Origin of the sequence: Archangium minus (assembly GCF_044360475.1) — a bacterium.
GTDB lineage: Bacteria > Myxococcota > Myxococcia > Myxococcales > Myxococcaceae > Archangium > Archangium minus.
The window spans coordinates 6284929-6309491 of record NZ_CP043494.1; the positions used below are offsets into that span (position 1 = coordinate 6284929).

The following is a 24563-nucleotide window of genomic DNA, read 5'->3' on the forward strand; positions in this document are numbered from 1 at the left end:
GGGTCGCTCCGGTCAGGGTGAAGCGGGCAGGGGGATCAACACGCGAGAGAGCCCGCCCAGCCAGCGGGCGAGGGCGAGCGGTCCAAAGCCCGCGAGCGTAAGGGCGTCTCGGTACACCTGGGGCCGTTTCCTGGCGATGTGCTGGAGGAAGCGCACGAAGTCCGTCCCAGGCATTTGATCCTTGAGCAGTGCCGCATAGGTGTCGTTGCCCAGTTCGTGGAGGGCGGCGAAGGCGGTGTCCAGGAGTTGGTTCACGTCGTCGCGGCGCTCGGGCGCGTGGGAGGGCAGGGCCATGAAGAGCGCCAGCGCCCCGGTCACCGAGTGCAGCGGCGTGTCATGAACGATGGACTCGGGAGGGGCGTGGTCGTACGCGAGCGCGGCGGCGATGGCCCTGGAGCCAGGGAGGAACGAGCGCATCATCGCGCCGAAGCCGCAGTAGGTCAGCGGCGAGTGCCGCGCGGCTGCATCGCCCACCAACACCACCCGGCGTCCCGGCGCGCGCGGGGGCGGCACCAACCGTGACCAGCCTGGGATGTAGCCAAACGTTGGCCGGAGCAGACGCGGCTCACCCCGCTTGTATCGTCCCAGGCGCTCGAAGAATCGCCCGTAGAGCCGGAGCAGCGCGTGCTCGCGGATCCGGCGCGCCTGGGCGTAATAGAACAGGTAGACCGTCGCCTCGCCCGGGCGTCCGGGAAACCCTTCCCAGATGTGTTGGCGCCCTTCTTCAACGCCCTCGGTCGTCACCAGGATGTCGCCCCGTTGGGGATTCAGCTCGTCGGGGGCGGTGCCTTCCTTCAATCCGGAGAGGACTCCTCCGACGGTAGGGCAGAGGAGATCCGCCGTCGCGTGAGGACTGGAAATCCCCCGCGCATCGAGCACCACACGCGCGGTCACCTCGGCCCGTCTTCCCCCGGGCCGCTCGAACAGCAGGCGCACGGCCTGGGGACCCTCACCCACGCCCACCAGTGCATGGCCGTCATGGAAGGTGACCCCGCGCTGCTCGGCCCGTTGGCGAATGTCCCGGAGGAGCCGACCGGCATCCACGGCGTGGTCGAGCACGCCCCGGACTGGATACTCACCGCCGCCATGCCAGCGGCAGACGCCGTCCTCGTAGCGAGCGACGATGAGCGACCCCACCTCCTCGGGGCGGAAGAGGCCGCTCACCGTCAAGGGCGCGAGCTCGGGGCCGCTGATGTTCCACTCCCGATGCGCCACCGCCGCCCGGGAGCGCTCGAACACTCCGACCTTCAATCCAAGCCCCGCCAGCACGGGCGCGTACAGCAAGGAGAGCCCACCGCCTGCGAGCACCACGTCGAAGTCCGGACGGGTGCCCCTTCCGGGTGCGCGCACGGAAGGTGCTTCCATGGGCGGGCGGACACGCTCCGCATCGAGCCGCTCCAAGCGCTCGAGCAGCTCAGGTCCCCCTGCCTCGCGCACCCGGGCCTTGATCTCGTCGATTCCCAGCACGGCTCCTCCTTCGCGCCCACGCTAGGCGTCCGCGACGGTCACCGCAGCACCGGGTTCGGAACGGTGTCCGATTCCCGAACGAGCCGGAGGTCTCCGAGCGCTCCTCCAGGGCTCCCCGTTGCGTCTCGACGGGGAGCCCCGATCGTGTCTGTCTATTGCGAGGCCTTTGTCTCAAACGTGTGAGGACGGACCCGCATGATGCTATGGCCGTTGTAGAGGTAGAGCCCGTCCGGGCCTGCGGTCAGGCCGTAGAGGGCCTCGCTCCGGGTGCCGCCCCGCAGCAGGACGCGCTCCTCGGTACCGCACTTCATCTCCGGGCAGGCGCGCAGCTCCGCACCCGTCCAGGTCAGATCTCCCTGCTCGTTCGGCGTGAACGTCTCCTTCAAGAAGTAGAGCCCGTGCTCGTCCACTGCGATGCGGGTGGAGACCTCGTTGCCGATGCGTGCCTCCGACTGCAGCAGCTCAATCGGGGCGGCGGCATCGGTCCACTTGTGCCGGAACACGGAGAAGAGCTCGGCGTCCAGGCCGGGAGTCTGCCCACGTGTCGTCCAGTACAGGAAGTCCCCATGCAAGAGGATCGTGTCGATGCCGTCCCGGTTGTAGGCCTGCGCCACCGGTCCCGAGGCGGGGCACCCCGTCAGCGGGCAACTCCAGACGTGCTGTCCCGCGCGCCAGAACAGCATTCCGTTCGACACCCCCATGCTCGTGGAGGCCCTGGCCAGATGCTCGCCGACCGTCACCTCCTCGTCCTTCAGGTAGCGGTGCGGCGCCGCCTCTCCACCGGCGACCAGCACTTCCAGTTCATTCCGGCCGGGAACCTGCCGCAGGATGGAGCCGGCCGGTGCATTCCCGATCGTTCCGGCGCTGGCGACGAGCAGGTCATCTCCCACGAGGAGGACGTGGGGGAACCCTCCGCTGGTCTGGAACACGAGTTCATCCGGAGCCCTGCGGCACCCGTTGGTCTGCGGATCACACCACCGCAGCCGCAAGGTGCCGGGCGCGTCTGCTTTCGTCCCCGGTATGAGGACCAGACTCTTCGTCCCGCGCAGTCCCACGGGTTCGAGCCAGGTCGGCTCTTCCTCGACGTAGGGAACGGTCCACTTGTACAGGGGGATGGACCACTGGCAGTAGGGTCGCACGCAGATCCTGGGTTCTTGATGGAGGACGGTCGAGCCCCACAGGAACGCTTCCTCGTTTCGGAAGAACGTGAGGTCGTCGGCGTAGCGCGCTCCCTCACCCGCTTCGAAGGACACGAGTTTCTCCACCCGGCAGTTCGGCTCCTCGCAGAACCCGGCGGGGTCCGGGTCCACGGGTTGCAATGCCGAGCACTCCGTACCCGCCATTCCCTCTGGGACGCAGACCTGGGCCGCCTCGCAGCAGGTCCAGCCCTGGCCGCAGGGGCAGGGGCGGTCGTCCTCCAGGATGAGGTTCACACACGCGGAGGTTGTGAGGAGCACGGCCAACAGTGAAGCGCGGAAGAGTAAGAGGTGTTTGTTCATATCCCCTTAACGAGAGGGGGCCCTCGGGTGGACGAATTAAAATGCTCCCGCGATTCCGAGCACCGCGCCGTCCGGCCCCATCGACAGTTGAGGCACTGCCTCCGCTTCGGGCCAGAGGAGCAGCAAGGCGCCGCCCAGTGCGACGGCGCCGCCCGCCGTGGCGAGCACGGCCCCCGCGGTGTTGAGCGAGCGGATGCGCGCGTTGCGCAGGGCCACCTCTCGCTGAGGCATGTCATCCGTGACGCCCTCTCGCGTGTGGCGAGCCACCAGGACTGTGGCCAGGCTGGAGCCCAGCGCTGCGCCACCGATGGCCAGCCCTGTCCATCCCAGCTTTGCGCGCGGAGAGAGCGCTGGCGAATCTTCCAGCCCGAGCGCCGAGGGCTGGGGATAGACGTATTCGTCCACGGCCTGTGCATCGAAGGGGAGGGTGAAGATGTGCTCGAAGGAGGCGTGCGCCGCGCCGCGCGAGGCCACGCGCACCGGCTCGGGGGCGAGCTCTGCCACGCGCACGACGTCTGGCACGGACGGCAGCGGGTACTCGCGCTCTTCCTCGCCCACCTTCCGCAGGAATGAAGGCCCTCGCGGTGGGGGACGCAGCAGGTTCAGCGGCTGGCCGGGCGCGTTGTGGAACTCCGCCAGCCGTACCCCGTTCACGTCCTCGAGGATGTAGTGGGCCCCGGAGGCTCCATCTACCTCCAGTCGGCGCTGGAGTCCGGGGCGCAGATCCACCAGCAACTCGGAACCACGAGGGGGCCGCACGTGAACCTGTGGCCGGAAGCGCTCGTTGGGGATGGCCGAGTTCGCGCGCTCCACGAAGGCGGCGATCTCCCGGTAGCTCACCTGTCCATCGCCGTCCGCATCCGCGGCCCCGAACAGACCCGAGCGTACCTCGTGATGGAAGACCCCCGCCTGGAAGGCCTCCCACTCGTGGCTCTCGCGTGCCGAGGAGGTGGAGAGCAGCAGCCCGACGTTGTCGTCCTGCGCGAGCCCCTGGGTCTCGCTGAAGCCCTTCGCGAGCGCACGGCGCTGCCCACCTGGCCCCCGGCTATAGGCGAGGAAGTAGGAGTAGCAGGCGTCCACGATGAGGTGCACCCGGTCCGCGGCGAGTCGTCCCACCACCTCCCGCGCCAGCGCGTGGCCCGTGAGCGTCCCGTCTTCCAGGCTGAGGTAGCCCTCGCCATTGCGCACGTTGCCATGGCCCGCGTAGACGACGTAGGCCACCGCCTCCACGCCGCGCTCGCGCGCCAGGGCAATGTCCTTCGCGAGCGCGCCGACGGCCTGGGTGAGCGCTTCACGATTGGGGTCCACCGCCTCGGCCGCCGCCTGCGGGTGGAGTCGCCGTGTGTTCTCGTCCAGGCGAGACAGCAGGTACGTGCGCGCGCCGAGCAGGCGGAACAGATCCAGGTAGCGCGCCGCATCGTCGTCCGCGTAGCGCAGCGTGGGCAGGTTCGCCTCGTGGCTCCGGTTGACGCCGATGATGAGCGCGAACACGGCCGTTCGCGAGCCTTCGGCGCGAGGTGCGGGCGCCTCGGCCGCGGCAGCCGTGACGGTGAGGAGTGCACTCAAGAAGAGCAGGGGTCTCATGGGGTCACCTGAAGCTCGAGCGTGCTGTGCAACGCTCCCTCGGGCAGCGCGGCGGTGACGTCTTGTGGCCCCGCGGCCCCGAGCCGCTCCTCCATCTGCCGAACCGTGAGCGGTGTGTCGAGGAAGACGGCGTGCACGGCCAGGCGGCCCGGCGCCAGAGATTGGGAGATGGCTTCCGGAAGCTCGTGCAGGTCGTCACCCGGGGAGATGGGGATCGACGTCGGATCCTCCTCCGGGACCGTCCAGCTCGGAAAGTACCAATGCACGCGCCCAGCCGAGTCCACGCCAAACACCATCAAGAAGCGCTTCGCCTCGGGGTTGCGATAGCCGAACGCCAGCTCCTGCTCGGGCCGTACCGTGTCACCCACCGGCGCTACGTTGCCGTCCTGCCCCACGGCGTACACCACGAGGCGCGCGGGACCCGCCACGGCTTCGCCTCCCCGGGGCGTGAAGGCCGTGTCTTCCCGTACCCCCGGCACTCGCACCAGGAGGAGTGCCACACACGCGGCGGCCAGCACGGTGAGTGTGGGGATCCAGGGGGTGGAGCGGACGGATACCGCGTGCGAGGAGAATCCCAATCCGCGCGCCAGCCGCTCCTGTGCCTTCGGGGCCCGAGGATCCAGGCGGGACAGCAACTCGAGGCGTGTGTAGCGGTCCCGGCACGTGGCGCAGCCGGTGACGTGTGTGCGCATCCGGCGCTCGTCCTCGGGGGAGATGCTCGCCGCGAAGTGACGGTCCACCAGCGGGGTCATGTCACAGGCCGTACCCATCAGCGCACCTCCGGGGAGAGCAGGAACTTCTTCAGCAGGTGGCGCACACGCAGCTCCTGGTAGGCCAATGTCGTGCGCTGTATTCCCAAGGACTGGGCCGCCTCTCTCTGGCTGAGCTGGCGGATGAAGCGGGCCTCGAAGACGGGGGCCCATTTGGGGGGGAGTCGCTCCCGGCGGAAGCGTTCCAGCAGGGACTCGGCGTCGAGCGCAGGCTCCAGCGGCGTCGTGGCTGTGTCGTCCTGCTCGCTGGCGAAGCGCGCCAGGGCCTCCTGCTCGCGCTGGCGCCGGCGCAACACGTCCAGGGCCTGGTTGCGCGCGAGCGTGTTCAGCCAGGCGGGCAGGGACCCTCCCTGGAAGGAGCGCCTCACTTCCTCACTCGAGAGCAGCCGCAGGAAGAGGTCGTGGATGACCGTCTCGGCGTCCACGGCGGGGAGGAGCCGCGAAACCACCCGCAGGACTCCCTCGAAGTGCTCGCGGTAGCACGCCTGCAGGACCTCAGCGTCTCCGGCATGGAAACGGTCCAGCCATGACGGTCCGGCCTCTGGCGGGGCGGTATCCGGGGTCAACGACGTCATCTTGAAGAGGCGCGGGGTCTCGACCGCGCGGTGTGCGGATGCCATCCGCTGCAGAACGTCCGTGGCCGGCCCTCTGGACGAATATTTTTCGAGGCGGTCTCTACCATGCTCCTCGGGACGAGGCGTCCTTGAACCGTCTGCTCGGCGGCCGAGAATTTTTTCAGCAACTTCTCAGCGCTCGATTCGAGAATCCGAGTGTCTCCTTCGAGCGGAGTTCTCGTGTCCCAGTCCTATACGATCCGCAGTGGCGATACCCTGGGCGCCCTCGCGCGCCGCTTCAACACCTCGGTGGAGCGCCTCGCACAGGCCAACCGCATCTCCAATCCGGATCGCATCTTCGCGGGCCAGCAACTCGTCATCCCTGACGGCTTCGATGCGGCCCCCGCGAGCTCTGGTGGGGGCGGCTCGCGCAGCTACACCGTCCAATCAGGGGACACGCTCAGTGGGATTGCCGGGCGCTTTGGCACCACCGTGGGTGCGCTTGCGTCCGCCAACGGCATCTCCAATCCCAACCGCATCTTCGCCGGCCAGCGCCTCACCATTCCCGGCGGGGCTCCGGCACAGAGGCCCAGTGCGCCTCCTGCCAGCGGTGGCTCGCGCAGCTACACCGTGCAGTCGGGGGACACGCTCAGTGGGATCGCCGGGCGCTTTGGTACCACTGTGGGTGCGCTTGCGTCCGCCAACGGCATCTCCAATCCCAACCGAATCTTCGCCGGCCAGCGCCTCACCATCCCCGGTGGGGCTCCCGCGCAGGGTCCCAGTGCGCCCCCTGCCAGCGGTGGTGGCTCGCGCAGCTACACCGTGCAGTCGGGAGACACGCTCAGCGGTATCGCCGGGCGTTTCGGGACCACCGTGGGGGCGATTGCGTCCGCCAACGGCATCTCCAACCCCAACCTCATCTTCGCCGGCCAGCGCCTCACCATCCCTGGCGGAGGCGGCGGTGGCAGTCCTCCCGTGTCCGGTCCTGGCCCCGTCACGGGCCCGGGCAACGAGCCGGGCTCCTCCGGCGGCGTGTCGCTCCAGCAGCTCCGGGCCATCATGCCCAACCTCTCGGCGGATCGGGCGCAGCAGCTCCTGCCCCACCTCAACTCCGCCATGAGGGAGGCGAACATCAACACGCCCCGCCGGCAGGCCGCCTTCCTCGCCCAGCTCGCGCACGAGAGCGCGCAGTTCCGCTACTTCGAGGAGATCGCCTCCGGTGCCGCTTACGAGGGCCGCAGGGACCTGGGCAACACCCAGCCGGGTGACGGCGTGCGGTACAAGGGTCGCGGGCCCATCCAGCTCACGGGCCGCTCCAACTACCGCGCGGCGGGCCAGGCGCTGGGCATCGACCTGGAGAACAACCCCCACCGTGCTGCGGATCCAGACGTGGGCTTCCGCACGGCCGCGTGGTTCTGGAACAGCCGCAACCTCAACGCGTACGCGGATGCGGGCAACTTCGACGCCGTCACCTACCGGGTGAACGGTGGCTACAACGGCAAGGCGAGCCGCGACGCCTACTACCAGCGTGCGCTGAGCGTGCTCGGCGCCTGAGCGCCTGTTCCCCTGTCACTTGCGTTTGAGAAAGGAGAGGGATCGCCGCGCGTCCTTCTCGTCCTTCCTGGGCTTGGCTGTGTGTTTGTGATCAATGGCGAGCAGGGGAGCACTCGGGTCAACCCCTCGTCCGACGGGATCTGAACGCGGGCCGGGCTCGAGAGGTGGACCGCATACGAGGCCACGCGCCGGTGTGTTATGCACGGGGTCGGAGGTGCTTCGGATGTCCACGCCACCGCTCCACACTCGCCGCGAACGCCTGCGCGATCCGGGTGGGCGTGGCCCACGAGCGCCCCTTGAGGAAGACGAGCGCTCGAGCCTCATCTCGACCCCGCCTCCCGGGCTCTCCAGTCAGATCGACCTGTGCTGGGCGACACCGGGCCGCGCCGGGGTGGGCACTTCGCTCCACGAGCTCTTCCCGGATGCGGGCGCCCATCTCATCTTCCGCCACTCCGAACACGGTTGCCGGGCGGTGATGCTCGGGCCCGCGACCGAGCGAGCGGCCGTAGAGCGCGAGGTTGGTTCCGAGTACCTCGTCATCCGCTTCCGGCCCGGCCAGGCGCCGCGCCTCGCGGACATTCGCGCCTCGGAGCTCACCAACGGCTTCGTCGAGCTGACGCACCTCGGAGGGCTGCCCATCCAAGCAGTGGCCGAGCGATTGCGCCTCCTGCCGGACCTCGCGTCGCGTCAGCATGCGCTCGCGGAGCTGATGCGGGACGTGGCCCCGCCGCTCGTGGGAGACGTGCGCTGCCGCAGGGCCACTCAGCTCCTCGAAGCGCACGGCGGACAGCTCCGGGTCGAGGCGCTTGCCGAGGAGCTCGGCCTCAACGTGCGTGGCCTGGAGCGCCGCTTCCTGGAGCATTTCGGCATGACGCCCAAGCGCATGAGCCGGCTCGTCCGCCTCCGTAACGTCCTCGGGGCGATCCACTTGGGCGCGTACACGAGCCTCGGCGAGCTCGCGCAGGCGTGTGGCTACTCGGACCAGGCGCATCTCATCCACGACTTCAAGGCGCTGACCAACCGGCTGCCTGGCGACAAGGGTACGTTCTTGAACCGGCGGCTCTCGCGCGAAGAGACGCGCGTCATCCACCGCTATCGCCGGTAGGCCTTCGCGGGCGGGATGCGCCGTGTCGCATTTCTACAATACAGCGCTCCGGGGGCGCCTTAGCTTCGGTGCTGACTTCAGGAGGAGGACAGCATGCTCGCTTCACATGAGCTCGAGCCGCGGGGGGCGGCGATGCTCCCCGGCGATTCGCAACCGGTGATGGTGCAGACGCGGCGAGGCTCCGTCGAGTGTGTCTCCCTGGGCGAGGGCCCGGCGGTGCTCGCGCTCCATGGGGCCATGGGGGGCTATGACCAGGCCTCGGTGCTCGCACGCACGGCCGGTGTCCCAGGCTTTCGGTACATTGCGATCTCCCGCCCCGGCTATCTCGGGACATCCCTCTCGCTCGGCCGGGCGCCGGCGGAGCAGGCGGAGCTCTACCGTGACCTGCTCGACGCGCTCGGCATTGAACGCGTGGCGGTGATGGCCATTTCCGGTGGCGGCCCTTCCGCGCTCCAGTTCGCGCTCAGCTACCCGGAGCGCTGCTGGGGGCTCGTCATCATCTCGTCGTTCCACTCCCGCTTCGCTGGGCGGCTGCCGATGGCCTGGTACATCTTGAAGCTGGCCGTCCGCTTCAGCCCATTCGTCACCGCGATGCAGAAGAGGAAGGCCAGACAGGATCCGGAGCGTGCCTCGCGCCGGTCCATCACCGACCCCGTCCTGCGCGCGCGCACGGTGAATGACCCCGAAGCGGGCCCCCTGCTCCGCGAGGTGCAGCGGATCACGTACAACCGGATGCCGCTGCGGATGGCTGGGACGGAGAACGATATCGCCCTCACGAGCAGCGAACTCTCGCTTCCTCTCGAGCGGATAAAAGCCCCGATGCTCGTCATGCACGGCACGAAGGACAGCTCGGCCCCGTACGCACAGGCGCAGCATCTCGTGGCACGCGTTCCAGGGGCGGAGTTGCTCACGCTCGACGGAGGCGAGCACTTCTGCATCTTCTCTCACCGCGACGAGGTCCGCGCGCGGGTTGGGCGCTTCCTGGGTGCACACGCGCCCAAGAGCCTCGTGAGCGCCTGAACAGAGTTCCACGGCGCGGGCCGTTTTTCCTCCCGTAGCGGCTGTCGTCCGAGCGAGCTCCCTTCTCCCTCCATGGGCTCCACGTGACATCAGCGGTCCGTATGTTCTCTCTGAGAGTCCACCTCTGGAGGGAGACCATTTCTGCGGGGAGCTGGCTGGAGATCGACGTCGAGCGGAGTGGTGCTGAGCTGCGGGTCCGGGCCCTGGGCAGCCGCCACGAGCAGCCCGGAGTGCACCCGCTTGGCGCCGAACTCACACCGGACTCCCTGCATGCGCTCGCTGGACGCGTGAAGGCAGCGGCCGAGAAGGGCAGACGGCTCGAGCCCCAGCTGGCACAACAGGTCCAGGCGCTCCACGGGGCCCTCTTCCAGGGAGATATCCAGGGAGTGCTCGCGCGGCTGCGCGAGGCCGCCGCCGGAGGGCCCGTCCTGCTTCGGCTCATGCTCCAGGAGACAGACCTTCAGAGTTTCCCTTGGGAGGCCCTCTGCGAGCCCGGAAAGGACTTCGAGTTCCTGGGGAACTCGGCGAGCCTCCTACCGGTGCGCGGCGTGCGCTCGCCCGAGCCCTGGCAGCCGCGCGAGGTGCTCGGTGCGGTGAGTCTCCTCGCTATCGCGCCGCTGCACCCGCACGCGCTCTCTCAGTTGCAGGGGACGCTCCACGAGAGCCTCTCTTCAGGAGAGATCGAGTGGCTCGAGCCCCTCACCGGCTCCCGGGCTCGGAGAGCCCCCTTGTTCGAGCGTCTGAGGCGCCAGCCCGAGCCCCACATCATCCACTTCACCGGCCATGCGGGGCTGCATGAAGGCTGGCCTGTTCTCCGGCTGGCGGACGAGGAGGGCGAGGAGAGCTGGCTCCCGGTGGAGTTGCTGGCGCAGCAGCTCCACCGGTCCTGGGGCAGGGGTCCCCTGCGGCTCATCGTCCTGGATGCCTGTGAGGGGGCGAGCCCTGGCCCCTTGGCGAGCGCGGCGGAGCTGCTGGCGCGTACCGCGGCGGACGCCGTCGTCGCCTATCTCTGGCCGGTGAGGATGGACGTGGCCTTGAGGTGCTCGCGCGCCTTCTATCGCGCGCTCACCCGTGCAGCCCAGCAGGAGGGGGACGTGGCGCTCAGCCTCAATGAGGCCCGGCGCAGCGTCTTGGCGGAGCTGGAGGGCAGTGCCGAGGCGTTCTCGCCGGTGTTGTACCTGCGCGGCCGAGACCCGGTGCTGTTTGATTTCAAGGCGCGCAGGGTCTTGCCCCCGCCGTCCGTGGCCACACGGCAGGGGACGTCCCCTCCGTCTCCCGTTCTGGCACAGCTCCTGGAGCAGCCCTTCTCGTTGGTGCTGGGAGATCGCTGGGAGGAGGAGTCGCCCATCCTCCGCGACCTGCGCAATCGGCTCCAGGGCGAGCTCACCCAGAAGACGGGCGATGTGCCACCCGAGCTCCCCCTGAGCACCCTGGCGGAGCACTTCGCGCTGCGCATCGGGCATGATGAGCTGGACTACGAGTTCCAAGACGTGTTCGGCCAGACGGACTTCATGCCTCCGCTGGTGCGTCTGCTGGCACGGCAGCTCGGGGCCGGGGTTCACATCACGATCCTACGGTTGCCCTTGCTGGAGCAGGCGATTGCCGAGGCGCATCCGGAGCTCACGCTCTACGTCATCCAACCCTCATCGCGCGCTGACAGGCACGCGGTGATCATGCGACGCCAGGCGGGTGAACGCCGCTGGGAGCGGCTGCGCGAGGTCCCGGCTGCATTGGACACCGAGCGAGAGGTGGTGGTGCTCCGGCTCTGCTCTGGCTATCTCCCGGCCCATCACTTCAGCCGGCCGCTGATCACCGAGGATGATTACCTGCTGGGCATTCGCAGCCTGGCGAGCTTGCTGCCTTTCGAGCTTGCCGATTCCATCCAGAGCGTCCTGAGCCTGCGCCCCATCCTGCTCGTGGGGTTGTCCCAGCTGAGCTGGTGTCACCGGATGTTGCTCTACCAGCTCTTTGGCAGACGCGCGTTGATGCGCGGCAGCGTGGCTATTCTTGATCCGAGAACCCGTGAGAAGGAGGTGTGGGAGGAGGGGCGGGGGTTGCCAGGAGAGACAGGGGTGAGGGCGCTCGACTCAACGGATGACGAGCTGATGGAATGGCTCGAGGCGCTGGCAGCCGGGAGGAAGGGATGAGGGACTCCGTCAATCCCTTCCTGGGAGCCCAGCCCTACCGCGCGAGCGAACGAGACCGTTTCTTCGGCCGGGAAGAGTCCACGCGCAAGCTGGTGCAATGCATCCAGGCCTGGCCCTGTCTCCTGCTCTTCGGCCCCTCGGGAGCGGGCAAGTCCTCGTTGATGCAGGCGGGGGTGATACCCCTGCTCGAAGAGAAGCACGGCTTCCGCGTGGTCCGCGTTGGGGCCTGGCTGTCCGATCAGGCGCCCCTCGAGTGGCTCGTCCAGGCGATGTTCGTGGACCTGGGGCTCGGACCGGTGCCCGAGGGGATGAGCCCCCACGAGGCGCTCGACGAAGCGGTGCGGCAGGCGGAGCGGCGCTCGGAAAGACCGGTGTTGCTTCACCTGGACCAATTTGAGCAACTCTTCCTGCCAGGGCGTTCATCGGAGCAGACGGACGCGCTGCTCGAGGGCCTGGTGCGGCTGGTGCACAACCCCTTCCGGGGACTCCAGCTCGTGCTGCTGCTGCGCGAGGATTACCTGGGGCGATTCCGGGCGTGGTTGCGCGGCGCGAACGAGCTGCTGGAGCATGGCTTCCGGCTCGGTCCGCTCACGGTGCGGGAAATGGTGGAGGTGGTGCGCAGGCTCGCGGCCTCCGGTATGCCTGCTCAGTCCTGGCCCGATCAGGAGCTGTGGGAACTGATGCTGCAGGTGCGGGTGCCGGGGCAGGAGGCCACAGGCGAGGCGGAGGTACAGGCCGCCTTCGCGCAGATCGTCTGCCGTGCGCTCTGGGAAGAGCGCGCCGCGGGGAAGCGGGTGGAGTGGGTGGAGGCCGAGCCCCTCCTGCACCGCTACCTGGATGTCACGCTGAACGAGCTGGGGCCCCTGGCGGCGGATGCCCGGCGGCTGCTGGAGGATCATCTGGTGGCCAGCGATGGCAGCCGGACGCTGCTGACGGAGCGTCAGGCCCGCGCTGCGCTCCCGCCAGGACAGGCGGACCGGGTGCTGACCACCCTGGAGAGGACCTCGGTGCTGCTGGCCGGAGAGCATCACGGCAGCCGTTGCTTCGAGCTCGGCCATGACTGGCTGGCGAAGAAGGTCTTCGAGCTCCGGCGGGAGCGGTTGCAGCGAGAAGAGGAGCAGCGGCAGCTCGCCCGCTGGCGCAGGTTGCGGCTCATCTCCGTGGCGGCACTGGTGGTGGCGGTGGCGATGGGGGGACTCTTCTTGTGGGCGTTGGCGCAGGCGGAGAAGGCCCGCACCCAGTCCGTGATGTCGGGTGCACGGGAGTTGCTGGAGCGCGACCAGTCCGCAATGGCGATGAAGCTGCTGCTCGAAATTCGCCGGCCGGAGCGGATTCGAGGCTGGCGGTCACTCGCGTACGGCGCCCTGGCCCGGAACGCGCCGGAGGTGACGTTTCGTACCCCGGGAGCGGTTTATGCAGCCCGCTTCAGCCCGGATGGCCAGCATGTTGTTACCGCCAGCGAGGATGGGACGGCCCAGGTGTGGCGGACGGATGGGACGGGCGAGCCCGTGGAGTTGAAGGGACACACGGGAACGGTCATCTCCGCGGCCTTCAGCCCGGATGGCCAGCATGTCCTCACCACCTCCTGGGACGGGACGGCGCGGGTGTGGCGAGCCGATGGCACGGGCGATCCCGTGGTGTTGAAGGGACACACTCAACCGGTCGTGTCCGCCACCTTCAGCCCGGATGGCCAGTCCGTTGTCACCGCGTCCTTCGATGGGACGGCGCGGGTGTGGCAGGCGGACGGGACGGGCTCTCCGGTGCTGCTTCGGGGGCATGCGGCCCGGGTGCATTCCGTGGCCGTCAGCCCGGATGGCCAGTTCGTCGTCACCGCTAGCTCGGACGAGACGGCACGCGTGTGGCGGGCGGATGGAACGGGCGAGCCCCGGGTGTTGAAGGGACACACGGCAGCGGTCATCTCCGCGGCCTTCAGCCCGGATGGCCGGCATGTCGTCACCGCCAGCGAAGATGGGACGGCACGCGTGTGGCGGGCGGATGGAACGGGCGAGCCCCGGGTGCTGAAGGGACACACGGCAGCGGTCATCTCCGCGGCCTTCAGCCCGGATGGCCGGCATGTCGTCACCGCCTCCTGGGACGGCACAGCGCGCGTGTGGCGGACGGACGGCATGGGCGAGCCCCGGGTGCTGAAGGGGCACACGGCGCAGGTGCATTCCGCGGTCTTCAGCCCGGACGGCCAGTGGGTTGTCACCGCCTCTTGGGACCGGACGGCGCGCGTGTGGCGAGCCCAAGGACCGGGCCAGCCCATAGCGCTGGAGGGTCACAAAGGGTTGCTCATGTCCGCCGTCTTCAGCCCGGATGGCCGGCACGTCGTCACTGCCTCCTGGGACGGGACGGCGTGCGTATGGCGAGCTGAGGGCTCGACGGAGCCCATGGTATTTCGGGGACATGCGGGGCCGGTCACCTCCGCGGCCTTCGACCCAGCCGGCCAGCGTCTTGTCACCGCCTCTTGGGACGGGACGGCGCGCGTGTGGCGGGCGGATGGAGCAGGAGAGCCCGTGGTGCTCCGAGGGCACATGGCGCAGGTGCAATCCGCGGCCTTCAGTCCGGACGGCCAGCACGTCGTCACTGCCTCCTGGGACGGGACGGCGCGCGTTTGGCGAGCCGATGGCACAGGTCAACCCGTGGTGCTCCGAGGGCATGCGGCGGGGCTGACGTCCGCCGTCTTCAGTCCGGATGGCCAGCGCATCCTCACCGCCAGCTCAGACGGCACAGCGGGCGTGTGGCGAGCCAATGGAACGGGCCAGCCCGTCATGCTCCGGGGACACACGGCGCCGGTGCAATTCGCGGCCTTCAGCCCGGATGGACAGCGCGTCGTCACCGCCTCCTGGGACGGGACGGCGCGCGTGTGGCGGGCGGATGGAACGGGCCAGGTCGTGGTGCTCCGGGGGCATGCGGGCGTGGTGCATTCCGCGGCCTTCAGCCCGGACGGCCAGCGCCTTGTCACCGCTGGCTCGGACGGAACGGTGCGCGTGTGGCGGGCGGATGGGACAGGCGAGCTCCTCGTGCTGCAAGGCCACACCGGCCCAGTCCGGTCCGCGGCCTTCAGCCCGGACGGCCAGCGCCTCGTCAGCGCGGGAGATGACGGAACGGTGCGCGTGTGGCGGGCGGATGGGACGGGTGAGCCTCTCGTGCTGCAAGGCCACACCGGTCCGGTCCAGTCCGCGGCCTTCAGCCCAGATGGCCAGCACCTCGTCACCGCTGACAATGACGGGACAGCGAGAAAATGGTCCCTGCTCTCCGTCCCCGAGCTCCAGCGACACCTGCGCCATGACAACAGGGACTGCCTGACGCCGGACCTGCGCGAAACCTATCTCTACGAGCGCCAGGCGCGGGCTCTCAGGCATTACGTCGGCTGCGAGCGCTCCTATGGCCGTGATTCCGCCTGAGTGCTCGGGGCGCCTCCTCACCTCGCTGCGCGCCGGAGTGGAAGCCGGACTGCTGGATCTCCCAGCAGGAGGTAGCCTCGCAAGTCATTGCGGAGCATCCAGAGATAGCCGACCCGCTTGGGATCCGTGGGGTCCGGCCGCCCCTCTTCGGCCGCGTCCTGCCGCTCCTGGTAGGCGGACATCAAGCTGTCATTCACATCCCGGAACGAGCGCATCAGCGCATCGAGCGCGACCCCTACGCGGCTGCCCTTCGCCACGACCTCGAGCGCCGAGAGGATGCGTGAAGCGCGACTCTCGGTGAGATCGTTCGGGTTGGCGAATCCGAAGTTCCAGGCCAGATCGCTATGCCCCAGGAAGGCCAGGGGTCCGTTCGGATTGGCCAACAGGGCCTGGGGAAGCGCGGCGAGGAAGGGGGGCTCCCCAGGCCGAGGCAGGCTCTCGAGCACGGCCTCGGGGCGGCCAGGGAAGAGCTGCTGCCGAGCCAGCATCGACAACCAGGCGTGGAACGCGCTCTTGCGCGGGGTGGCTGCCCCGAAGCACGCCACGCAGAACCACACGCCCCCCGAGAGGAACGGCGGAGCCCGGACCTTGTCCGCGGTGAGCTCCAGCCTGGGCGTCAGGCAGAGTGCGCCCTGCCTCGCGCGCTGCTGCTCAGCGGAGGCCCAACCCTCACGCGGCGCGCCCAGCCCATGCGACACCGACAGCAATACCCCCGAGCGCACCGCGCCGGCCGCGTGCAGCAGGGCTTCCGGCTCCGAGCCCTCGTCAGGGAGAACCTGGAGCTTCCTCGCCAGCTGTCGGGGAAGCCATCGCGACTCCACCACCTTCCGGCAGGGCTCCATCAGGAGTTGATGGCCCCGGACGGTGGCTCGCGAGCCATCGGTGGCCGTGTAGAGCAGCACCTCAGGGGCCTCGGCCTCCCCGGAGGACCGCTCGTGCGCCAGCACCTTCTCCACGTAGGCGGCATGGCTGGCGAGGTCCGGTGTTCCCTCTGGCGTCGCGAAGTGCAACCGCCCCACGAAGGCCCCCTGGGCCAGTACGTGCTGGAGCTCGAGGGAGACCTGCTCCAGGCCCCCGAGCACCAACAGGTACCTCGGCCGCTCCTCCTGGGGGACGCTTTCGCTCCGATATACCCGCTCCCTCCAGTCCACCGCCTGGGCCGCCTCCATGTGGGGGTGCACCCGGTAGACCCTCACCTCGGCGCCCTGCTGTCGCGCCCGGTGCTCCACCAGCGGGGCAATGGCTTGCAGCAGTGAGTCACCCTCACTTCCCTCGGGCGCAATCACTCCCCAGCGCTGCTCGGGTAAGGCGTTCGGGTCCGCATCGGGTCTATCGAGCAGGGGCACCTCGACCCGGCGCGGTAACCGATCAGGCCGAGGCGCGCCCTGGATGGACTCTGGCTCGAGTCCGGAGGGAAGGAAGGGCTGATGATCATCGGCCCTGGCGAGCAGGAGCTCGAGTGTCTCCTGGGGTGGCTCCATGACGCTCCCTCTCCCTCTGGGCAGGTCCCTTCCCATTCAAGGCTTGTCACTTCAATGTATGTCGAAGCTCCATCTACGTCTGAGGAACGAATGGAAGGAGGAGCCCGTGATTGAGCAAGACCAGGCACAGATTATTTCGGAGCTATCACGAGATCTGGTTAGCCAGATGGCACCTGGGGAGTTGCCGCGGTTCGAGGCCACCAGCGCTGCCTATTTCGAGGACCCAGACAAGGTATTACGGAAGGCGTCACCTCAGGACGAGATCCTCGACTTTGGTGTGGGCGAGACGTTGATCCAGATGACTCCCGCCATCCTGGCGGTCGTGACCCAGGTCGTCACGTTCCTCGCGGGTGAGGTCAAGAAGCAGCTCAAGACGGAGAGCGCTGGCTTCGTGGGAGAGTTCGTGAAGGGGATGTTCAAGAAGTTCAAGGAGCGCATGGACAAGCCCAAGCCCAAGGGCCCCCCGCTGACGCCCGAGCTGCTCACCCGCGTGCGCGAGACGACGCTGCAGAACGCCTCCAAGCTTCAGCTGCCGCAGGAGCAGGCGACGATGCTGGCCGACGCGGTGGTGGGCAGCCTGGCCCTCACTCCAGCCGGGTGAGGCCTCTTCTTCGGGCCTGCTCTCCGCACGGGCTATCGCGCTTGGCCCGGCAGCGAATAGATGAGATTCGCTGCAAAGGCCGTCTCTCCAGTATCCCTGCCCGCGAGGGACCAGTTCACACCGCCAGCCACAGCCACGCCCGTCCGTCCGATGGGAAGGCTGAGGCCCAGCTGGGCTTGCAGGTAGTTCCCGGGCCGGCTCGGGACGCTGAGGGGTCGCAGCTCCGAGGCCTGACCGAGATGGCCCCTCAGTCCGATGCTCGAATGCAGCCTGGGCATGCCATGGAGGAGCCGGGCCCTCACGCCCAGCGCGACAGCCAGGGTCGCGCCCAGGGCACCTTCTCCGGCTTGGAGCAGGTAATCCGGGCCGAGCGAGGCCATGAGGTCGACCCGCCACGGAGAGCGGACCTCCTTGGTCAGGCCGTACGTTCCGGAGCCCAGGAGCGCGGCGCGAAAGGGCGCGGAGCTGGACCGGTTCGCCGGAACGTCCAGCTGGACATTGAGCCCTCCATGCGAGGTGTCGACCGCATCCTCGAAGTCGTCCCGGGCTTGTTGGAACCAAGAGGTCGCAGCAGCCGCCGCCCGGAGCCGGGCGGGAAGCTCGGGGGAGCAGGCGGCGGCGATCCCCTCGAGCGTACTGCGGGGACCGAAGAGGGCGTCGAGACACTGTGCACGCCGCTCGGGAGGGAGCGTGTCGAGCGCGCGCCTCAGGTCCTCGCGGAACCCGCCCCCCGTGGCGAGCTCCTGACGTTGGGCCTGGAGGGCCGCGGCGGACAGCGTCTCGAACTCGCGGTGGGCCACCGCGGCGCCGACAAAGTCGATGTTGGACCTCAAGCCGATGAATCCGGCCGGGTTCTCAGCCAGGAGGGGCGCGGGCAGCACGACGCTGACATCAAAGAGCCGCGACAGCCGCGCATAGGAACCCGCGTCCTTGCTCGAGATGGCGAGCGGGTTGGCCGAGACGGTGAGGATCCAGATGCGGCCGTAATCGCTGGACACGACGCCCAGGGTGGCACCCGCGAGTCCCACCGGCTGGATCGAGGTCGTGGCATCGATCTGACCGGGCGTGCCGGCAACACCCACACCCAGGGTCGGCTGGATCGCTTCGCGCTGGATGACCTCGACGGCCTCGTCCTTGCGGAGGACCTGCCCGAGGCGCGATTCATCCACCGCGAAGGTACTGACCATCAGCGAACACGCCGCCTCTTCAGTCGAAGGGCAGCTCGCTCGCCCAGGACAGTCTGGGTGAAGGGTCTGGTAACGCTCCAGACAGGGTCCTGGCGCCTGGGCCAGGACGAATGCCAAGAGAGAAACAAGCATGAAGGAACACCCTCCCACCAAAAGCTCTCCCCGAGAGCAGGGGAAGGCCAGCTACCCGGTAGCGCAGGGTGTTCGTCCATGGGCGACTGTCGTGGCTGTCCCTCGCGCTTACGACGGGCACCCGCTCAGGAGTGGGCGGGTTGCCCGAGCGCGGGTGTCCACTACTGCTGGGTCGCGCGGTACATCTGGATCCGCGAGGCGTTGCCACCGCTGAGCGCAGGCACCTGGCACTCGAGGTAGAACGAGCTGAACGTGTAGGTGTCGGAGAGCGATGCGAGGTCGAGTGCCTGGTAGTTGGCACTGCTGCCGGTCGAGCACTGCCACGCACCGGTGACCTTCGCCCCGAGCGGGTTCTTGGAGACGGCTCGGCAGCACACCTCGCTCGTGGTGCTCTGATCCACAACGAACACGCGGCCACTGAGGGTCGTGGTGGTCCCGGTGCCGATGGGACGCTCGGCCGGGCAGATGGCGGTGACCAGGGAGGCCGTACGGTTCTCGGCCTCGCCATCGTCACGCACGGTGAGGCTGGCGCCGTTGATGGCGACGCAGGCGGCGCCGGGGGCGTTCTGGGTCGAGTCCGCCAGGGTGGCTCCGGCGGCGAGGATTCCGGTGAGGATGACAAGACCCTTCAGGGGGCGGCGAGTATGGCTGAACATGGATGGAGTTCTCCGTAAGTGCTTTCGTGGGTTCGACGTTTGTTGAGAGGGTTTCGTGAGGCGAGAGAGGCTCAGCGCATCGACAGGCGCGGCCGATAGCTCTGGATGCCGGAGCGGCCGAGGGCGGCAATTCCCGGGACAGAGCAGACCAGGTTGAACTGGCTCCAGGTCGTGCCGTCGTAGACGGACGGCAGCACCAACGCCTGGGGGTCGCTGCTTGCACCGGTCGAGCAGACCTCGGTGGTGGTGATGAGCTGGCCACTGGGGTTCTTCGACTGGAGGCGGCAGCACACGTTCGCGGTCGGGTGGCGGTCCAGCACGAACAGCCGCGGGACATCGACCACGTTCGCGAACCCGCCATCACCGGGGCGCCGGATGGGGCACAGGAGCTGGCTGAGGGTGTTGCCCGAGTTGAAGGCCTCGCCATCGCTTCCGTAGCTCAGCTGTCCTCCCTGGACGGTCCGACAGGAGGCGCCCGGCTGGTTGACCTGCTTGACCTGAGTCGGAGTCACGACGCTGTTGACCCAGTCGCGGAAGGCTTCGGCGCTCGTCTGCCGGTTGTAGTTCGTCGGGTTGCCGGCCTTCATGACGCCGGTGAGGCCCGTTCCATCCCAGCAGCTCGAGCCCGAGTCTCCGGGGAGCTCAATCTGTCCGAGCGGGTTCGGAACGCTGAACCGGTACCACATGACCGGGTCGACCGGATCCGTGATGATGTTGAAGGACGCCGTGCGCAGCCTTCCGTCCGTCGGCGTCATGCACACGCCCCACTGGCACCACTGCCCGGACGCACAATCCGAGCTCTCGGAGCAGCTTCCTCCGGTGTCGATGGCTCCGTAGCCGGCACAGAACACGCTCTTGCCCAGCAACGAGGCGGTGGTCCCGCTATAGATGGGCAGTGAGTCAACGCCGGGATCAATCGGTTCCGCGAGGCGCAGGAGCGCGACGTCCACGCCTTCGGAGTTCCGCGGATGGAAGAGGAGCTCGACGCCCTGCGAGCTCGCCACGGTGCCATCGGCGAGGGTGAGCCTGGCGGTGACCGTCGAGGGATCGGTGCTGGTGCCGTTGGCGAAGCAGTGACCGGCGGTGAGGACCCACTCACGGTTGAGCAGCGTGCCGGTGCACCCGGACAGCCGGACCACGTTGCGCGTCCAGGTCTGGGTGTTCTGCGTCCACGGGTTCCAGACGGTGCCGTTCTTGATGCTTTGCGTCTGCTCTCCAAGCGGCTCGAGCTCGGTCGCGGGAACGTCGGTGCAGGCGCCGAGGGAAGTCGACAGACCGAGTGCCAGAAGCATCACTCCGAGCCCGCGGCCCTTGGGTCGGTGGGGATGGATTCGTCCATCGTGCATGAGGCTGATTCCTTGTCAGGTGGGTTTGAGCACCCGCCTGAGGGGATTGCAGCCGCGATGCCAATGGACACGAACACGGAGGACACGCGTGCGCCCCTCTGGAGGGGCGTGCTCCAGCACGGTGGCGCTGGCTCAAGTGGCACAGGATGGCATGTGCCACTGGCACGGGACGGCCGTGCCACCTGTGCCGCTCCGTCTACTCCTTCGCGCCGGTCCCCTCACGGGCCAGCAATGCGCGCAGGACGCGCTCACCCGTGGCGGGAATCCGGGTGACGGTCGCACCAGTCGCATGGCGGATCGCATTGCAGATCGCGGGGGCCACGCCCACCAGGCTGACCTCTGCGACTCCCTTGGCTCCAAAGGGCCCCTCTCCCGAGGGATGCTCGAGCAGGAGGGGGTGGATGCCAACCGGGACGTCGGGCGCACCCGGGACCTTGTAGCTGCTCATGGAGGGATTGAGCAGGTGGCCCTCATGCCACAGCAGCTCCTCGGTCAGAGCGAAGCCGAGCCCCTGGACGAACCCACCCTGGATTTGGCCCTCCGCCGCTGCGCGGTTGATCGTCCGGCCCACGTCGTGGACGCTCCAGGCCTCGAGCAGCTCGACCTTGCCGGTCAATTCATCCACCTCGACCTCGGCCACCTGCGCGGCGAACACGAAGAAGCCGTTTCCCATCGAGGCCAGCCCTTGGGCGGATGTCTGGCGGGTGTCGATCGGTGTGGGCGGGAACAGGTAGCGCGAGCTGGCGATGAGGGGGCCGCCCTTGAAGTAGAGGGCGCGCGCGGAGATGGCTCCGAATGGGACCGAGGCGCCGGGCTCGCCCTGGACGCCCACGATGCCGCCAGGCCTTAGCTCAAGCTGTTGCACCGGGCGGGAGAGCATCTCGCTGGCGTGCTCGAAGAGCTGCTGTTTGATCTGCTCGCACGCTTGGGTGATGACCCGGCCCACGGTGAAGGTGGTGCGGGTGCCTCCCGTGCACCAGTCGTAGGGCGAGACATCCGTGTCGGGGCCGCTGTAGTTGATCTGCTCGAGGGAGAGACCCAGGGCCGCGGCCGCGCACTGAGCGAGCGCCGTGTCCGAGCCTTGACCAATGTCCACGGCACCGGTGTTGACCGTGACGGTCCCATCCTCGTTGAGCCGCACCGTGGCGCTCGAGCCCAGCAGCCCGGACACGTGCCCAACGGCCGCCACCCCGATGCCACGCCGCTTGCCGGGAGAAGAGGCCCGCTGCTGACTCCGGCGCCGGACCCAGTCCGAGGCCTCTCGGGCCTTCTCCAGACACGCCTGGAGCGTTCCGCTCTCCACGGGCGCGCCGCCGAGCCACCGCTCGCCCGTCTCGAGCGCATTGCGGAGCCGCAGGTCGATGGGATCCAGGCCCAACTTCTCGGCGAGCAGATCGACCTGTGTCTCGCTGGCGAAGTGGATCTGCGGGTTGCCAAAACCCCGGAACGCCGCGGCCCGGAGCCGGTTGGTGTAGACAGCCCAGCACTCGATATCAACGTGGGGGATGCGGTACGGCCCGCGCGCGAAGTAGGCCCCCACACCGGCGACATACGGCCCATCGTCGGCATAGGCACCGGTGTCGTAGACGATCCGCACCCTGCGGGCGAGGATGCGGCCATCCCGGGTCGCGCCAGTGCGCATGTGGATGCGGCACGCGTGGCGCGACTTCATCATCCGCATGTCATCCGTGCGCGAGAGCGTCATCTTGACCGGAGCACCGGCCGCCCGCGCGAGCGCCGCGGTGATGGGCTGGTTGGTCATCTCGGTCTTGCCGCCAAACCCGCCGCCGACTCGGGGGGCGATGACGCGGACTCGAGACATGGGGATGCCCAGCGCCTCGGCGGTGATGGCCTGCACCCGGAACACGGACTGGGTCGAGGTGTAGAGGGTGACCTTGCCGCTGTCGCGATCCACTGAGGCCAGGGTCGAGCACGGCTCCAGGTAGATGTGCTGCTGAGCGGGAGTCTCGTACACGTCCTCGACGATGACGTCGCAGCGCTCCCACACCCGGTCCGGTTCGCCCTCGATGAGCCGGATGTGTGAAGCGGCGTTGGGGTGGTTGGCTCGCTCCGGGGAGACCGCCTGGAAGTCGAGATAGGTGTCTCGCTGCTCGTGGAGGACGGGAGCCCCCGGGCGTAGCGCCTCCTCGGGATCGAAGACGGCGGGGAGGACCTCGTATCGGATGTCGATCGCCTGGAGCGCTCTGCGGGCCGTCTGGAGATCGACGGCGGCGACCGCGGCCACGGGCTCGCCCTCATGGAGGACCTTGCCGCGCGCGAGCAGCGGCTGATCCTTGAGGACGCTGCCCACGCGATGGTTGGGCAGATCTTCGGCGGTGAGCACGGCCTTGACCCCGGGGATCGCCCGGGCCCGGGAGGTGTCGTACGAGAGGATCCGGGCATGGGGATGAGGGCTGCCCAGGAGGGCGCCGTACAACATCCCAGGCAGGGTCATGTCGTCGGTGTAGACCGCGCGCCCGGTCACCTTCTCGCGCGCCTCCAGGCGAGGCACGGACCTGCCCAGGATGTCTCCCACGGGAGTCGGGGTGGGGCCCGGTTTGGGCGAATGGCTCATGGGCGCTCTCCCAGCGAAGCGATGGCTCCCACGATCTTGGCGTAACCCGAGCACCGGCAGGTGTTGCTGCCGAGCGCCTGGCGAACCTCATCGACGGTCGGGTGGGGGTTGCGATCGAGCAGGGCCTTGGCGGCGATGACGATGCCAGGAATGCAGAAGCCGCATTGCACCGCGCCATGTTGGACGAGGGCCCGCTGAACGGGATGGAGCTCGTTGCCTGCCTCTACGGCCTCGATCGTGGTGATCGCACGGTCGCGGAGGGTAACGGCCAGGGAGAGGCAGGAGAAGACGGGCTCGCCGTCGACCAGGACCGTACAGGCGCCACAGCTTCCCTGGTCACAACCGCGCTTGGTGCCCGTGTAACGAAGCTCCTCGCGCAGCACGTCCAGCAGGGTTCGCTCGGGGGCGATTACGAGCGCATGGGCATCTCCATTGACCTGGAGCGAGAGGGAGATCTTGTCAGACATGGGCGAGCTCCCGAGCTTGTGTGAGGGCGCGGCCGAGCAGGCGCGGAATCAACATGCGCCGGTACTCGGCCGAGCCGCGGACGTCATCGATGGGGGATGCGGCATGGGCGAGGAGCTGTCCCGCCGCGGCCACGTCCTCCTCGCCGAGTGCGGTGTGAATGAGCCGCTGGTCGGCCGCGGCCACGTGAAGGGGGACTGGCCCACAGGAACCCACGACCACGCGCACGTGGCTGCACGTGTCCCCTTGCATGGCGAGGATCAGCGAGAGGGACACCGTGGGGTAGTCGCCCGACACGCGGCTGAACCGGAGGTGGTGGCCCACCGCGCCCTCGACGCCTCTGGGGATCAGGATCCGGGTGACGATCTCCCCGTGGCGCAGGGAGGTCTTGAAGCGGTCCACGAGGACGTCCTCAACAGGGACGAGCCTCCTGCCGCCGGGGCCCGCGATTTCGACCCGAGCTGAGGCTGCGACCAGGGCTACAGGCATCTCCGTGCTGGGATCGGCGAGGCACACCGAACCACCGATCGTTCCCATGTTGCGGATGCTCGGGTGCGCGAGCTGGCCCGCGGCACTGCGGACGACCTCCATAGCGCCGCGCAGCCGTGTTTCAGCGGCCACGACCCGATGAGACATCATGGCGCCGAGCCAGAGCCCGTCGGCGGACTCGGTGAGGGTGAAGAGCTCGCGCATGCGATGCAGGCTGACCAGCATCGCGGGGGCGATGTGGCCCGCATTCATCATCGCTACGAGCGTGGCTCCACCCGCGATGCAGCGCGAGTGCTCGGTGGATGCGAGGAGGGTGACGCCCTCCTCGACGGTCTCTGGCTCCGCGTATCTCATGGATGCCCTATTGGATGGATTCCTGCGCTTGGCGGATGTGTCGTTCTCAGTCTGTGGCAGCTCCCTGCCTGCACAAAGTGAAGAGCTCCCTGCATAGATCTCATGCGGCCCGTCTCCTCTGTGGTGCCGCACTCCGATCGGTCCGTGGTGTGGCCTTTACCGTGTACGTG

Annotated in this window: 18 protein-coding genes; 6 read left to right on the forward strand and 12 right to left on the reverse strand. The window is 68.5% G+C overall.

Going from position 1 to position 24563, the window contains the following annotated elements; translation table 11 throughout:
* Window positions 1-12: 12 nt before the first annotated feature.
* The 5 genes from F0U60_RS25490 to F0U60_RS25510 form a co-directional block, all read right to left on the reverse strand.
* Entirely contained in the window at window positions 13-1467 is a 1455-nt protein-coding gene (locus tag F0U60_RS25490) for an FAD-dependent oxidoreductase (RefSeq protein WP_395824364.1), read from the reverse strand.
* Between the two features lie 152 nt (window positions 1468-1619).
* Window positions 1620-2966, reverse strand: coding sequence for a hypothetical protein (locus tag F0U60_RS25495; protein ID WP_395824366.1), 1347 nt, complete (start codon window positions 2964-2966; stop codon window positions 1620-1622).
* Window positions 2967-3002: 36 nt separating this feature from the next.
* Window positions 3003-4550: a caspase family protein gene (locus F0U60_RS25500; protein WP_395824369.1), complete on the reverse strand. Its 1548-nt coding sequence runs from the start codon at window positions 4548-4550 to the stop codon at window positions 3003-3005.
* Window positions 4547-5320, reverse strand: a complete 774-nt coding sequence (locus F0U60_RS25505) for a hypothetical protein (RefSeq protein WP_395824372.1) — start codon at window positions 5318-5320, stop codon at window positions 4547-4549. The genes F0U60_RS25500 and F0U60_RS25505 overlap by 4 nt, the downstream gene beginning before the upstream one ends.
* The gene (locus F0U60_RS25510) at window positions 5320-5940 is read right to left on the reverse strand and encodes an RNA polymerase sigma factor (RefSeq protein ID WP_395824375.1); all 621 of its coding nucleotides are present in this window, start codon (window positions 5938-5940) and stop codon (window positions 5320-5322) included. Before F0U60_RS25510 ends, F0U60_RS25505 begins: the two co-directional genes overlap by 1 nt.
* Window positions 5941-6114: 174 nt before the next feature.
* Between F0U60_RS25510 and F0U60_RS25515 the strand changes: the two genes are divergently transcribed.
* The 5 genes from F0U60_RS25515 (at window position 6115) to F0U60_RS25535 (ending at window position 15107) form a co-directional block, all read left to right on the forward strand.
* Complete coding sequence (locus F0U60_RS25515) at window positions 6115-7428, forward strand: LysM peptidoglycan-binding domain-containing protein (RefSeq protein ID WP_395824378.1); 1314 nt, start codon at window positions 6115-6117, stop codon at window positions 7426-7428.
* A 223-nt stretch (window positions 7429-7651) separates the two neighbouring features.
* Window positions 7652-8533, forward strand: coding sequence for a helix-turn-helix domain-containing protein (locus tag F0U60_RS25520; RefSeq protein WP_395824381.1), 882 nt, complete (start codon window positions 7652-7654; stop codon window positions 8531-8533).
* 93 nt (window positions 8534-8626) lie between these two features.
* Window positions 8627-9553: an alpha/beta fold hydrolase gene (locus F0U60_RS25525; protein ID WP_395824384.1), complete on the forward strand. Its 927-nt coding sequence runs from the start codon at window positions 8627-8629 to the stop codon at window positions 9551-9553.
* 101 nt (window positions 9554-9654) lie between these two features.
* A complete protein-coding gene (locus F0U60_RS25530) occupies window positions 9655-11700 on the forward strand; it encodes a CHAT domain-containing protein (protein WP_395824387.1) in 2046 nt (681 codons plus the stop codon).
* Window positions 11697-15107 (forward strand): hypothetical protein, encoded by a 3411-nt coding sequence (locus F0U60_RS25535; RefSeq protein WP_395824390.1) that lies wholly within the window; start codon window positions 11697-11699, stop codon window positions 15105-15107. Before F0U60_RS25530 ends, F0U60_RS25535 begins: the two co-directional genes overlap by 4 nt.
* A 17-nt stretch (window positions 15108-15124) precedes the next feature.
* Here the strand turns inward: F0U60_RS25535 and F0U60_RS25540 are convergent, their stop codons facing one another.
* Window positions 15125-16588, reverse strand: a complete 1464-nt coding sequence (locus F0U60_RS25540) for a hypothetical protein (protein ID WP_395824393.1) — start codon at window positions 16586-16588, stop codon at window positions 15125-15127.
* Between the two features lie 166 nt (window positions 16589-16754).
* Between F0U60_RS25540 and F0U60_RS25545 the strand changes: the two genes are divergently transcribed.
* On the forward strand, window positions 16755-17189 hold the full coding sequence (locus F0U60_RS25545) for a hypothetical protein (RefSeq protein ID WP_395824396.1): 435 nt from the start codon (window positions 16755-16757) through the stop codon (window positions 17187-17189).
* A gap of 32 nt (window positions 17190-17221) precedes the next feature.
* Here F0U60_RS25545 and F0U60_RS25550 read toward each other — a convergent pair whose 3' ends face one another.
* From F0U60_RS25550 to F0U60_RS25575, 6 genes are all read right to left on the reverse strand, one after another.
* Window positions 17222-18376: a hypothetical protein gene (locus tag F0U60_RS25550; RefSeq protein ID WP_395824399.1), complete on the reverse strand. Its 1155-nt coding sequence runs from the start codon at window positions 18374-18376 to the stop codon at window positions 17222-17224.
* A 293-nt stretch (window positions 18377-18669) separates the two neighbouring features.
* Window positions 18670-19164 (reverse strand): hypothetical protein, encoded by a 495-nt coding sequence (locus F0U60_RS25555; RefSeq protein ID WP_395824401.1) that lies wholly within the window; start codon window positions 19162-19164, stop codon window positions 18670-18672.
* A gap of 71 nt (window positions 19165-19235) precedes the next feature.
* Window positions 19236-20510, reverse strand: coding sequence for a trypsin-like serine protease (locus F0U60_RS25560; protein ID WP_395824403.1), 1275 nt, complete (start codon window positions 20508-20510; stop codon window positions 19236-19238).
* 196 nt (window positions 20511-20706) lie between these two features.
* On the reverse strand, window positions 20707-23085 hold the full coding sequence (locus F0U60_RS25565; RefSeq protein WP_395824406.1) for a xanthine dehydrogenase family protein molybdopterin-binding subunit: 2379 nt from the start codon (window positions 23083-23085) through the stop codon (window positions 20707-20709).
* Window positions 23082-23552, reverse strand: a complete 471-nt coding sequence (locus F0U60_RS25570; protein WP_395824409.1) for a (2Fe-2S)-binding protein — start codon at window positions 23550-23552, stop codon at window positions 23082-23084. Before F0U60_RS25570 ends, F0U60_RS25565 begins: the two co-directional genes overlap by 4 nt.
* Window positions 23545-24393: an FAD binding domain-containing protein gene (locus F0U60_RS25575; RefSeq protein ID WP_395824412.1), complete on the reverse strand. Its 849-nt coding sequence runs from the start codon at window positions 24391-24393 to the stop codon at window positions 23545-23547. Before F0U60_RS25575 ends, F0U60_RS25570 begins: the two co-directional genes overlap by 8 nt.
* Window positions 24394-24563 lie beyond the last annotated feature (170 nt).